Here is a 12,375-nt window from a genome sequence, read left to right as displayed (position 1 = left end):
GAAGATATCTGTAATTTTCTTATGCTATCTTACATATGATTTATAGATTGAAGAATAACAAGGATGAAAAGCTCAAAAGAAGAAATCGTGGCATTTCTTGAAAAGGAATTTCCACCAAGTCTTGAACATTGCACGATTGAATCAGTCACGCCTAAAGCTGCTGTCGTTTATTATCATGTCGATCAAAGACATCAACGTCCTGGTGGAACCATATCTGGCCCGACCATGATGACCTTAGCAGATTTTGCTTTATATATTGCTATCTTAGGTGAAATCGGAATTATTGGCTTAGCTGTGACCACCAACTTTAATATTAACTTTTTACGCAAACCTGCGGGTGATCAAGACTTACGCAGTGAGTGTAAACTCATGAAAGTAGGAAAGAGTCTGGTTGTGGGGGAAGTCTGGATTTATTCAGTAGGGTTGGATGAACCCGTTGCACATGTGACCGCGACTTATTCAATTCCACCTAAATCATAAATATCAAACCAAATAAAAAGCACAGTCTGAACTGTGCTTTTTTTTGTTTTATAAGAATTACAGCTCTGTATTAACCAATGGCTGTTCTACTGCAAAGTTTGGAGGTGTTAAAACAGTTTTACGAATTTCACTCGAGGTTTCAGGATAATCGAGTGTGTAATGTAGACCACGTGATTCTTTACGTTGCATCGCACAACGCACAATCATCTCAGATACTAAAACAAGATTACGCAGTTCAATCAGGTTCTTGCTCACACGATAGTCTTGATAGTATTCGGTAATTTCACGCTTTAACATTTCAATACGGTGTAAAGCACGTTCTAAACGTTTTGTGGTTCTTACAATACCAACGTAGTTCCACATCGTAGAACGTAACTCATCCCAGTTTTGTAAAATCACCACATCTTCATCTGGATTGGTGACTTGAGAATCATCCCAACTTGGCACTTCTGGTAGTTTTAAATCTTTATCAAATTTATTTTCGATGTCTTTTGCTGCACTCATGCCATAGACGAAGCATTCAAGTAATGAGTTACTCGCCATACGGTTTGCGCCATGTAAACCCGTATAAGACGTTTCCCCAATAGCATATAAGCCTTCAATATCGGTCTGGCTATTTGAGTCAACCACAACACCACCACAGGTGTAATGAGCTGCTGGCACGACAGGAATCATATCTTTGGTAATGTCGATGCCCAATTCAAGCAATCGCGCATAAAGTGTAGGGAAGTGTTCTTTAATAAACTCTGGTGATTTGTGCGTGATGTCTAACCACACATGGCGAATACCGAGGCGTTTGATTTCATGGTCAATGGTACGTGCCACAATATCGCGTGGAGCCAGTTCTGCACGATCGTCAAAACGTAGCATAAAACGTTCGCCGTCAGGTAAGCGCAAGTAAGCACCTTCACCACGCATCGCTTCGGTAATTAAAAATGAACGAGCTTGTGGATGGTACAGGCAGGTTGGATGGAACTGATTAAATTCCATGTTGGCTACACGGCAACCTGCGCGGTAGGCCATAGCAATACCATCACCAGTGGCAATATCTGGATTAGATGTGTAGAGGTAAGCTTTCATCGCACCGCCGCAAGCAAGCGCGGTAAATGGTGCAAGGAAGGTATGAACCTTTTCTGTGTTTTCATCTAAGGCATATAAACCAATAGCGCGATTCGCTTGGTCAACATGGCCTAATTTTTGTGAAGTAATTAAATCAATCGCAATATAGTTTTCAAAAATAGTAATATTTTTACGTTCTTTGGCGCGTTCAACTAAGGTGGTTGAAATGGCTTTGCCTGTTGCATCAGCAGAATGGATAATACGGCGTTGTGAATGACCGCCTTCGCGTGTTAAATGAAGTTGTTCATCTTCATCTAAGGTAAACTGCACGCCTTGCTTTAAAAGAAAATCTACAGAAGGGCGACCACCTTCTACGGTATGTTGTACCGCATCCATTTCACACAAATGAGCACCTGCAATCATAGTGTCATTAATATGCTGTTGAATAGAGTCAGTCTCATCAAGAACAGCAGCAACACCACCTTGAGCATAGAAGGTACTTGCTTCGGTTAAAGCAGCTTTGGCTAAAACTGCAATATTAAAATGATTTGGTAACGATAAAGCCAGACTTAAACCAGCGCCGCCGCTGCCCACAATAATCACGTCAAAGTGGTGAATTGTCTGTAAATTAGGCATGTCCATTCGCAACAATCTAAAACGTCCGCTAATGACACCGCTTTTTATCTAAAAAGGCAAGAGCTTAAGCGCTCTAACTCAGAGAAAAATTGCAATTGGCTTAAAAAGTTGCAATGCGTAAAATAATCATTGTGATGATGCCTTACAAATAAACATATTGTTACGCACAACTCCAAAGCGTTGTGATACAAAAGTTTTATTCTTATTCTCGTAGACCAATTGTGGGTGAGCACCAAATGAAAACTCGCTATTTACAACAAGGAATGTATGCAGCGGTATTTACAGTTGCTGCTGTTCAGGCAAATGCTACTGTTGATTTTTCAAACCTCGTTGAACAAGTTAGTCCAGCCGTGGTGAGTGTAAACGTCGTAAAAAAAATGACTCAGGATGAACTATTGCAGCAGCAAGTTCCTGAAATTTTAAAACGTTTTTTTGGTAATCAGGTCATCATTCCGCAGCAACAAGGTCCACAAGAAAAAACTGCATACGGTAGTGCATTTTTTATTAGTAAAGATGGTTACCTACTCACTAACCACCATGTGATCGAAAATGCCTCACGCATTAGTATCACTTTAAATGATCGTCGTGAAATTGATGCAACGGTGGTCGGTAGTGATGAGCGTACAGACGTTGCATTGTTAAAGGTGACTGGAAATAGCTACCCAGCTTTAAAAGTGGGGAATGTTGATCGCTTACGAGTGGGAGAGCCAGTTTTAGCAATTGGTTCGCCGTTTGGTTTTGACTATTCAGCTTCGGCAGGTATTGTTAGCGCTAAATCACGAAATATGAGTGGTGAAACCTCGATACCGTTTATTCAAACTGATGTTGCGTTAAACCCAGGTAACTCTGGTGGTCCATTGTTTAACCAAAATGGTGAAGTGGTCGGTGTAAACTCTCGAATATTTAGTGGTACTGGCGGCTATATGGGCTTGTCTTTCTCTATCCCGATTGACGTAGCGATGGATGTAGCCGAACAGCTTAAAACTAAAGGTAAGGTAACGCGCTCTTATCTTGGTGTGATGATGCAAGACATTGACCGAAATCTTGCCGATGCTTACAAGTTACCAAAACCTGAAGGTGCTTTAATTACTCAAATTTCTCCGAACTCGCCTGCACAAAAAGCAGGACTGAGAGCTGGAGATGTGATTTTGAAATATAACGGCAATCCAGTATCGCGTACCAGTGAATTACTGTATGCATTAAATAAAGTACAGCCGAATCAAACTATACAGTTTGAGGTATTACGTGATGATAAAACCCGTAATATTTCAGCAACTTTAACGACTGCCCCAGATGAAACGCCTGCCACTGGTGCACAAGCTGCGGTATCTAAAGGTCCAGTTCTAGGAATGAGCATTCGTGATTTGGCTGAACCAGAAAAAAGTGCTTTAAGTGTAAAGGGCGGCATTTATGTACAAGATGTTCGCCGTGGTGGTTTGGCATCATTGTCAAATATCATTCCGGGTGATGTGATTGTTCAAGTTAACAATAACCAGATTTTAAATAGTCAGGATTTTGCAAAAGTTGTTTCTAACTTGCAAAAAAATACGGTAGCACGTGTTGCAATTATTCGTCAGGGACAACGCGCAATGCTTGGGTTACGTATCCAGTAAACTTAAAATGAAACAATGAGCCACCCTAAAGATGGGTGGTTTTTTGTTATTTATCTTGAGCGTATAGTGATATCTACCTACACTTATTTCAGTTTAAAAGTTAATAAATAAGAGCGAACATTCGTGAGTAGTATTTTTGATTTACATATTCAGGTACAGCCACATCATATTGATGCGTTAGGACATGTGAACAATGTGATGTATGTACAGTGGATGCAGGATGTAGCTGCTGCTCATGTTGAAACCTTAGGAGTCGGGGTAACTAAATATCTCGAACTAAAACATGCAATGGTCGCGGTTGAGCATCATGTGCAATATCGTAAAGCTGCATTTGAAGGCGAACAAATTGTATTACGCACATGGTTAGATGATATCAATGCTCTTTATTCTTTCCGCCAGTATGTATTTTTCCGTCCATCAGATCAGGCCGTATTATTTGTTGGAAATACCAAATGGGCATGTATTGAAATTGCCACAGGGCGCCCAAAACGAATGTCTCCAACTTTTACTCATGCATACAAGCCACTTGATTCAAGCATAAACCCTTATGATTTTACTGTTTCATATGTTAGCTAGTAAAAAAGAGAGGCTGAAATTTGGAGTATTCATTTTCCATAGAAACCGATCGATTGGTTTTAAGTGATCTTACAGATGATGATAAAGATTTTGTCTTTGAATTATTTTCAAATTCAAGCGTACTCGAATTTTATGATTTAAAAGCCTTTACTGCATTAGAAGAAGCTCAGGCTCTAATTGAAAAAATGCATAAAAAATGGGACCAACGGCTAGGTTTTAGACATGCTATTCGTCTTAAACAAGATGCAACTATGTTGGGAACATGTGGAGTAAATGCTGTCAAACCGATTGGTGATGATTTTGCGGTAGTCATTGGTTATGAGCTTCATCCTCATGCATGGGGTTCGGGATATATGCATGAAGCTCTTACAGGGCTAATTCATTCTTTGAAACAAGAGGGATTATTCCAACGAAAAATAAAATATGTTTGGGCTGAGATATTTGAGCCCAACATTAGATCCCAGCAAGTTGTTCACAAACTTGGTTTCAAATTGATTGGAAAGACAGCTAATCATACTGGCAATAATTTATCTGCAAGCCTGCTTAGGTTTGAGCTAAAGCTGTACTGATTTACATACTCTTCAAGGAGAAATAGTTTGTTATGTTGAGAAGTTTAAAAAGCTTTTTTAAAAGAAAGAATTTATGTCTTTTTCATATCTGCAATCTGTTATAATCGCACGCAATTAATTTAACTGCTTTGGCTGTGTATTAAAACAAGCTACATAGCACTCTATATTTTCTCAAGGTAACCCATGGCGCAAGCTAAAAAATCCGTCGATATCAAAAATATACGAAATTTCTCGATTATTGCTCACATTGACCATGGTAAGTCTACATTGGCTGACCGTTTTATTCAGATGTGTGGTGGTCTACAAGATCGTGAAATGCAAGCTCAAGTCTTGGACTCAATGGAGCTTGAGCGCGAACGTGGGATTACCATTAAAGCCGCTTCAGTTACGCTATATTATACTCATCCTAATGGTCAGGAATATCAACTTAACTTTATTGATACTCCTGGACACGTAGACTTCTCGTATGAAGTTTCTCGTTCATTAGCTGCATGTGAAGGTGCGCTATTGGTTGTAGATGCTGCACAAGGTGTAGAAGCACAATCAGTTGCAAACTGTTATACCGCGATTGAACAAGGTCTCGAAGTTCTTCCTATTTTAAATAAAATTGATTTACCACAGGCTGAACCTGAACGTGTAATTCATGAAATTGAAGAAATTATCGGAATTGAAGCCACTGATGCACCAACCTGTTCAGCAAAAACTGGTTTGGGTGTTGAGGGTGTTTTAGAGCGTTTAGTCGATGTTATTCCAGCGCCTGAAGGTGATCGTGATGCTCCATTGCAAGCATTAATTATCGACTCATGGTTTGATAACTACTTAGGTGTAGTTTCTCTTGTACGTATTAAACAAGGTCGTATCCGTAAGGGCGACAAAATGTTGGTTAAATCGACAGGACAAACTCATCCGGTAACTTCAGTGGGTGTATTTAATCCTAAGCATACTGAAACAGATATTCTTGAAGCTGGTGAAGTTGGTTTTGTTATTGCGGGTATTAAAGATATTTTTGGTGCACCAGTAGGTGACACTATTACCCTTGCTGCTACACCTGATGTTGCAATTTTACCGGGTTTTAAAAAGGTTAAGCCACAGGTTTATGCTGGTCTTTTTCCGATTGATGCGAGTGATTTTGAGCCATTCCGTGAAGCGTTACAAAAATTGCAGATCAATGACTCGGCTTTATTCTTTGAACCAGAAAGTTCAGATGCATTAGGTTTTGGTTTCCGTTGTGGCTTCTTAGGAATGCTACACATGGAGATTGTACAAGAGCGTTTAGAGCGTGAGTATGATCTTGATCTCATCAGTTCTGCACCTACCGTAATTTATGAAGCATTAACCAAGAAGGGTGAAACGATTTATATCGATAGTCCATCAAAAATGCCAGACGGATCTACTGTAGAAGATTTGCGTGAGCCGATTGCAGAGTGTCATATCCTTGTTCCTCAAGAATACTTAGGGAATGTAATGACCCTATGTATTGAACGCCGTGGTGTTCAAAAAGATATGAAATTCTTGGGTAATCAAGTTTCTATTACCTTTGAAATCCCGATGGCTGAAGTCGTTATGGATTTCTTTGATAAATTAAAATCATGCTCTCGTGGTTTTGCATCGCTAGACTATAACTTTGTGCGTTTCGAAAGTTCAGCTTTAGTTAAGGTTGATGTATTAATTAATAGTGACAAGGTTGATGCCTTGGCTATGATTTGTCACCGTAATGACGCGCGTCATCGTGGTATTGCATTGGTTGAGAAAATGAAAGATTTGATTCCTCGCCAAATGTACGACGTTGCTATTCAAGCGGCTATCGGTGCACAAATTATTGCTCGTTCTACTGTAAAAGCAATGCGTAAAAACGTATTAGCGAAATGTTATGGTGGTGACGTTTCACGTAAGAAAAAACTACTTTCTAAACAAAAAGAAGGTAAGAAACGTATGAAACAAGTGGGAAGTGTTGAAATTCCACAAGAAGCGTTCTTGGCTGTATTGAAAGTAGAAAGATAAGAAATGAGGGGGGAGAAGTAAGATATTACTTTTCCCCCACTTTAAGACAAGCAGCTAGGCTGCGAGTGAGGTCGTGTGGATTTTGATTTTAATTTAATTCTTGTTCCAGTTACGCTGATTCTATTTGCAGTGTGGTTGTTAGATAAATTTGTATTCAAACAGCGTGCAAATAAAGGGCGCGGGAACGAAAATTTTGTTATTACATGGGCCTATGACTTTTGGCCAGTTTTAGCTGTAGTGCTTGTACTTCGTTCATTTCTTTATGAACCATTTAATATTCCATCAGACTCTATGGTACCTACCCTAGAAACTGGTGATTTTATTCTGGTTAATAAATTTGATTATGGTGTACGTTTACCTATCGTCAATAAGAAGATTATTGATGTAGGAGAACCAAAGCGTGGTGATGTGATTGTGTTCCGTTATCCACCTCAACCTACCATTAGTTATATTAAACGTGTAATCGGTTTGCCGGGTGATCATCTTGTTTATGATCATGGACAATTGATTATTAACGGACAAAAAGTACCGAAAGTATTAACACAGTTTAGTCGCGAAAAAGATGTGTTAGATACCCCAACGTCTATTTATCATAAAGAGACGGTTGGTGAACACACCTTTACGATGCGTGAGCTTGAAGGCGTAAATGTGGCACGTCAAGCACCGTTTATCAACTATGTTGAAAATGGTAAATATGCAAACCAAGACGGTTTATATTGGGAAGTGACTGTTCCAAAAGGACATTACTTTGCAATGGGGGATAACCGTGATCAAAGTGCAGACAGTCGTTTTTGGGGCTTCGTTCCTGAAGAAAATCTAACAGGGCGAGCATTCTATGTCTGGATGCATAAAGAACCGGGTTTACATCTTCCTAACTTTGGCCGAAATGGAAAAATAGATTAAAAACAACCATTAGGAAAAAAAGAAATGCGTAAGGCACAACAAGGTACTTCGTATTTAGCAATTTTATTTGGGGTGGTTATATTTGCAGTTGCAGTAAAAACTGTACTTGCAGTTTGGCCAGCATATTGGGATGATCGATTGATTAATAATCAAATAGAAGAGCTTTTGCGAGAGAGCTCTTCTGAGATCACACCACGTAAGTTTGTGACACAAATGGATCAGCGACTGGAAATGAACAATATTCGTGATCTTCATTTTAAAGAGATTGCGCAAGTGTTTAATGAGTCTGGTCTGACAGTCAAAAAGAAATATGAAGTAAGAAAACCTTTCTTATCAAATATTGATTTAGTTTTAACATTTGAGAAGAGTTTTGATAAAACATCAGTTCAAACTAAGTGATCCTCGCTTATTGAGTCGCATCGGATATCAATTCAAGCAGCTTGAGTTGTTACAGTTAGCTTTGACTCATCGTTCGGTGAGTCATAAATACAATTACGAGCGCTTGGAGTTTTTAGGCGATTCATTATTAGGCATGATTGTTGCCAATTATCTATATCATGCCTATCCAAATGAAAACGAAGGTCGTCTAACGCGTATGCGGGCGACTTTAGTCCGTCAGGAAGCTTTAGGTAAGATTGCAACCGATTTGCAACTTAGTCGGTGTTTAATATTAAGTACGGGTGAGTTGAAATCTGGTGGTCATCATCGTGAGTCAATATTAGCTGACACGGTAGAAGCCATTATTGGTGCAATTTATATTGATAGTGGTGATCTCAACTTACTTACAGATATTGTGCTAAAATGGTATGTACCCTATTTAGACCATATTGAACCTACGGATCAACTTAAAGACCCGAAATCACGTTTACAAGAGTATCTACAAGCACGTAAAAAACCTCTCCCTGTTTACGAGGTTGTAGATATTCAGGGTGATGCACCTCACCAGCACTTTAAAGTTGAATGTTTGATAGATGGTTTATCAAAGATTTATGGTGAGGGTTCAAGTCGTCGTTTTGCCGAGCAGGCAGCAGCGGCGGAAATTTTAAAGTTATTGGAGCAATAACCTGCATGTCGATGCATTCTGATCAAATCAATCCAGATTCAAATGATAACCAAGATCCTAATAATCTGATTGATCAATTTTTTAGTTCCAAAGGCGTGACAATTCCTTCGGATTTTAAGAGCGGATTTGTGGCGATTGTAGGACGTCCAAATGTGGGTAAATCTACCCTCATGAACCATTTATTAGGTCAAAAGCTCTCTATTACTTCGCGTAAACCCCAAACAACACGCCATAAAATTATTGGTATTGATTCGCGTGAAAAAATGCAGGCGGTATATGTAGATACCCCAGGTATGCATAAAAAAGAAGTACGCGCTATTAATAAAATGATGAACCGTGCAGCTCATTCTGCATTACGTGACGTCAATTTGGTCTTATTTGTTATTGATGCTTATAAGTGGACCCCAAATGATGACTTAGTGCTTGAAAAACTTAAGAATGCTGAAATGCCAGTTATCTTGGTGATTAATAAGGCTGATACTTTTGAAGATAAAAGAGATATTCTTCCTTTAATTCAAGAGCGTGCCAAGCTTATGAATTTTGCCGAGATTGTTCCTGTATCTGCATTACGCGGAGCAAATCTGGAACACTTGAGTGAAACGATTGAGAAGTATCTTCCTTATCAAGCGCCTTTGTATTCATTTGATCAGATTACTGACCGTTCTGAACGCTTTTTAGCTAGTGAAATTATTCGTGAAAAAATCATGCGTCAGTTAGGTGAAGAGCTTCCTTATGATTTAACAGTACAAATTGAATCTTTCAAAACGGAAGAGGCTGCTGTTAATGAGAAAACTGGTCGTTTAAAACCAGCTTGTACCTATATTGATGCAACGATTTTTGTAGATCGTGCGGGCCAGAAAGCGATTGTGATTGGTGAAAAAGGTGCCAAGCTTAAAACAATCGGTATGGATGCTCGAAAAGACATGGAAAAGATGTTTGAGCAAAAAATTATGCTCACACTTTGGGTAAAAGTGAAGGGTGGCTGGTCTGATGATGAGCGTGCCTTAAAAAGCTTAGGGTATAGTGATATCTAAAGGATAAGGATACTGGTATGAAAACAATTACATCATTGGTCGCTATAATTGGATGTACATTGATGTTACAAGGTTGTGTATATAAGCTTGTAACCGTACCAGTAGGTATCGCCTATAAAACTACAAAAGGTGTTGTCAAAGGTACAGTGGCTGTTGTAGGTGCGGTGATTCCTGATGGTGATGATGAGGATGACAAAAAAGAATCTGAGGAATAGTTTCTTTTTATGATGCGCAATGAAGTCCTCCATGGATATATGATTCATCACCGTAAGTACCGTGAAAAAAGTCATATTGTGCATCTTTTTACTCAGGAGTATGGGCGAGTCGATGGTATTTTAAGACAGACTCCGCCCCCTCAGTATCAACCTATCCGATTGCAAGCAACTGGTAAAAGTGAGCTGAAGAACTTTACTAGGTTAGAAATATTAAATCAGCCTGTTTTCTTTTTTGGTGACGCCTTTTTTGCCGGATTTTATTTAAGTGAAATCATTCTTCGGCTATGTCCACTAGAAGAGGCAATGCCTCAATCTTTTGAGCAATATCAGTTAACTCTATTGCAGTTACAGCAGCTCGCTTCTACTGATCAGCCCGATCTTTTTTTAAGACAGATATTGCGTCAGTTCGAACATGTGCTTCTGCCTGAACTAGGGTACGCGCTTGATTTCTCAATTGATACTCAGCAGCAGCCGATTCAATCTCATCAGTTTTATCAATTTCAAGTGACCGAAGGTTTTGCTCCCGTTGCGCAGGCGAGTCGTTCCTCTTTGTCAGGAAAAGCGATTTTGTCTATGGTGGACTATGAGCAAGGGCAGGATTTTTCTCACGAACAACTGCAATTATTAGGTAAACTATACCGTCAAATGATTACATCGCTTTTAGGAGATCGTCCCCTAAAAAGTCGACAATTGTGGATTCAAAATACTCAAACTCAATCGTAATTAGGATTTTTTTATGGCTGCATTGCTTGGTGTAAACATAGACCATGTTGCTACTTTAAGACAGGCGCGCGGTACTACTTACCCAGACCCTGTAGAAGCTGCTCTCATTTGTGAACAAGCTGGTGCAGAGGGAATTACCTTGCATTTGCGTGAAGATCGTCGCCATATTCAAGATGATGACGTACGCCGCATGCGGCCATTACTAAAAACACGCATGAATCTAGAGTTGGCTGTTACTGATGAAATGGTCGAGTTTGCGAAAGAAATTCAGCCACAGCATGTATGCTTCGTTCCTGAAAGACGCCAAGAAGTAACAACTGAAGGTGGTTTGGATGTAGTAGGTAACTTTGAAAAAGTTAAAGCTGCAACTCAGGCCTTAGCTGCTATTGGTTGCGATGTATCATTATTTATTGATGCTGATCTAGCTCAAATTGATGCAGCAGTTGCATGTGGCGCACCTACGATTGAGTTGCACACGGGTGCATATGCAGATGCCGCAACGGAGCAAGATCAACAGGCTGAGTTGGCGCGTATTGTTAAAGGTGTTGAATACGCAGCTTCAAAAGGTTTGGTGGTAAATGCTGGTCATGGCCTTAACCTTAAGAATATTGCTCCAATTGCTGCTATTTCACAAATTCATGAGTTAAACATTGGGCATTCAATTATTGCGGATAGCATTTTTGTAGGCCTTGTTCAAGCTGTCAAAGATATGAAAGCAGCAATTCAGGTGGCAGGATAATTGGTTATGTCGAGTATCAATTACGATGAACTAATGCAACCTGTTTTGGCCTTTTTAGGATGTCAAACGCCAAAGGCATGGCTGGATGAGGCAATCAATAATTTAGATATCTTGATGCAAGATCATGCTAATTGCGAAAAAAAAGCAGCTAGTACAGCAATGAACTTAATGTTCCGCTATAGTTTTTTCCCTGATTTGCAAGTAAAGCTTGCACAACTAGTACGGGAAGAAATGCTCCATTATGAACAGGTGCTTGAGCTAATGGCCAAGCGTGGTCAGAAATGGGATGGCTTAAGTGCAGGGCGCTATGCAGGTGGGTTGCGTAAAGAGATTCGTACTTATGAGCCGGAAGCTTTAATTGATGTACTTGTGGTAGGTGCTTTTGTTGAGGCGCGCTCATGCGAACGTTTTCATGCACTTGCCCCACGTGTAGATGAAGAGTTAGGACGCTACTATCGCTATTTGCTTAAGTCAGAGTCTCGTCATTTTGAAGACTATTTGGCACTTGCACTTGATGTTGCAAAAACTGCAAAAATGAAAAATCCTAAAGAGGATATTCAGCAGCGCATTGAGCATATCCGTGAGGTTGAAAAGAACCTGATTTTAACACCTGATGATACCTTCCGCTTTCACAGCGGCGTGCCTGCATAATCAAAAAAGTTGTGAATAAAAAAGTTTATCTTTCTAGGTAAACTTTTTTTATTTTAACCTTTAAATTTTTTAATTATTTTTTATAAGTGGTTAGCATCTGGGATGCGGTATTT

General features: G+C 39.6%; 14 protein-coding genes. 13 read left to right on the top strand and 1 reads right to left on the bottom strand.

Going from position 1 to position 12,375, the window contains the following annotated elements; all coding sequences use genetic code 11:
- The first annotated feature begins 63 nt into the window (after positions 1 to 63).
- Complete coding sequence (locus tag RMB13_RS10925; RefSeq protein WP_003650294.1) at positions 64 to 480, top strand: PaaI family thioesterase; 417 nt, start codon at positions 64 to 66, stop codon at positions 478 to 480.
- Positions 481 to 537: 57 nt separating this feature from the next.
- Here the strand turns inward: RMB13_RS10925 and nadB are convergent, their stop codons facing one another.
- Positions 538 to 2,181, bottom strand: a complete 1,644-nt coding sequence (gene nadB, locus RMB13_RS10920; RefSeq protein ID WP_056481442.1) for an L-aspartate oxidase — start codon at positions 2,179 to 2,181, stop codon at positions 538 to 540.
- A gap of 230 nt (positions 2,182 to 2,411) precedes the next feature.
- Between nadB and RMB13_RS10915 the strand changes: the two genes are divergently transcribed.
- The 12 genes from RMB13_RS10915 to RMB13_RS10860 all read left to right on the top strand — a co-directional run bounded on the left by RMB13_RS10915 (position 2,412) and on the right by RMB13_RS10860 (position 12,262).
- Positions 2,412 to 3,788, top strand: coding sequence for a Do family serine endopeptidase (locus tag RMB13_RS10915; RefSeq protein WP_311085252.1), 1,377 nt, complete (start codon positions 2,412 to 2,414; stop codon positions 3,786 to 3,788).
- A gap of 123 nt (positions 3,789 to 3,911) precedes the next feature.
- Positions 3,912 to 4,364: a thioesterase family protein gene (locus tag RMB13_RS10910; protein WP_198495320.1), complete on the top strand. Its 453-nt coding sequence runs from the start codon at positions 3,912 to 3,914 to the stop codon at positions 4,362 to 4,364.
- 20 nt (positions 4,365 to 4,384) lie between these two features.
- Positions 4,385 to 4,933: a GNAT family N-acetyltransferase gene (locus RMB13_RS10905; RefSeq protein WP_231764764.1), complete on the top strand. Its 549-nt coding sequence runs from the start codon at positions 4,385 to 4,387 to the stop codon at positions 4,931 to 4,933.
- A 183-nt stretch (positions 4,934 to 5,116) separates the two neighbouring features.
- Complete coding sequence (gene lepA / locus RMB13_RS10900; RefSeq protein WP_003650302.1) at positions 5,117 to 6,934, top strand: translation elongation factor 4; 1,818 nt, start codon at positions 5,117 to 5,119, stop codon at positions 6,932 to 6,934.
- 75 nt (positions 6,935 to 7,009) lie between these two features.
- Positions 7,010 to 7,837 carry a signal peptidase I gene (gene lepB, locus RMB13_RS10895; protein ID WP_056481432.1) on the top strand — a complete coding sequence of 276 codons (828 nt, stop codon included), beginning with the start codon at positions 7,010 to 7,012 and terminating at the stop codon, positions 7,835 to 7,837.
- Positions 7,838 to 7,861: 24 nt separating this feature from the next.
- Complete coding sequence (locus RMB13_RS10890; RefSeq protein WP_056481431.1) at positions 7,862 to 8,236, top strand: DUF4845 domain-containing protein; 375 nt, start codon at positions 7,862 to 7,864, stop codon at positions 8,234 to 8,236.
- Positions 8,208 to 8,900: a ribonuclease III gene (rnc, locus tag RMB13_RS10885; protein WP_004643662.1), complete on the top strand. Its 693-nt coding sequence runs from the start codon at positions 8,208 to 8,210 to the stop codon at positions 8,898 to 8,900. Before RMB13_RS10890 ends, rnc begins: the two co-directional genes overlap by 29 nt.
- A gap of 11 nt (positions 8,901 to 8,911) precedes the next feature.
- Positions 8,912 to 9,934: a GTPase Era gene (era, locus tag RMB13_RS10880; RefSeq protein ID WP_080028321.1), complete on the top strand. Its 1,023-nt coding sequence runs from the start codon at positions 8,912 to 8,914 to the stop codon at positions 9,932 to 9,934.
- Between the two features lie 17 nt (positions 9,935 to 9,951).
- Positions 9,952 to 10,149 (top strand): NF038104 family lipoprotein, encoded by a 198-nt coding sequence (locus RMB13_RS10875; protein ID WP_311085251.1) that lies wholly within the window; start codon positions 9,952 to 9,954, stop codon positions 10,147 to 10,149.
- Positions 10,150 to 10,158: 9 nt separating this feature from the next.
- Positions 10,159 to 10,872, top strand: a complete 714-nt coding sequence (locus RMB13_RS10870; protein ID WP_311085250.1) for a DNA repair protein RecO C-terminal domain-containing protein — start codon at positions 10,159 to 10,161, stop codon at positions 10,870 to 10,872.
- Between the two features lie 13 nt (positions 10,873 to 10,885).
- On the top strand, positions 10,886 to 11,611 hold the full coding sequence (pdxJ, locus tag RMB13_RS10865) for a pyridoxine 5'-phosphate synthase (RefSeq protein WP_311085249.1): 726 nt from the start codon (positions 10,886 to 10,888) through the stop codon (positions 11,609 to 11,611).
- A 6-nt stretch (positions 11,612 to 11,617) separates the two neighbouring features.
- The gene (locus tag RMB13_RS10860; protein ID WP_003650317.1) at positions 11,618 to 12,262 is read left to right on the top strand and encodes a tRNA-(ms[2]io[6]A)-hydroxylase; all 645 of its coding nucleotides are present in this window, start codon (positions 11,618 to 11,620) and stop codon (positions 12,260 to 12,262) included.
- Positions 12,263 to 12,375 lie beyond the last annotated feature (113 nt).

It is taken from the genome of Acinetobacter sp. V102_4, from assembly GCF_031799005.1.
Taxonomy (GTDB): Bacteria; Pseudomonadota; Gammaproteobacteria; order Pseudomonadales; family Moraxellaceae; genus Acinetobacter; species Acinetobacter calcoaceticus.
The sequence above is the reverse complement of the archived record's forward strand: the minus strand, read 5'-3'. Positions and strand labels throughout refer to the sequence as shown.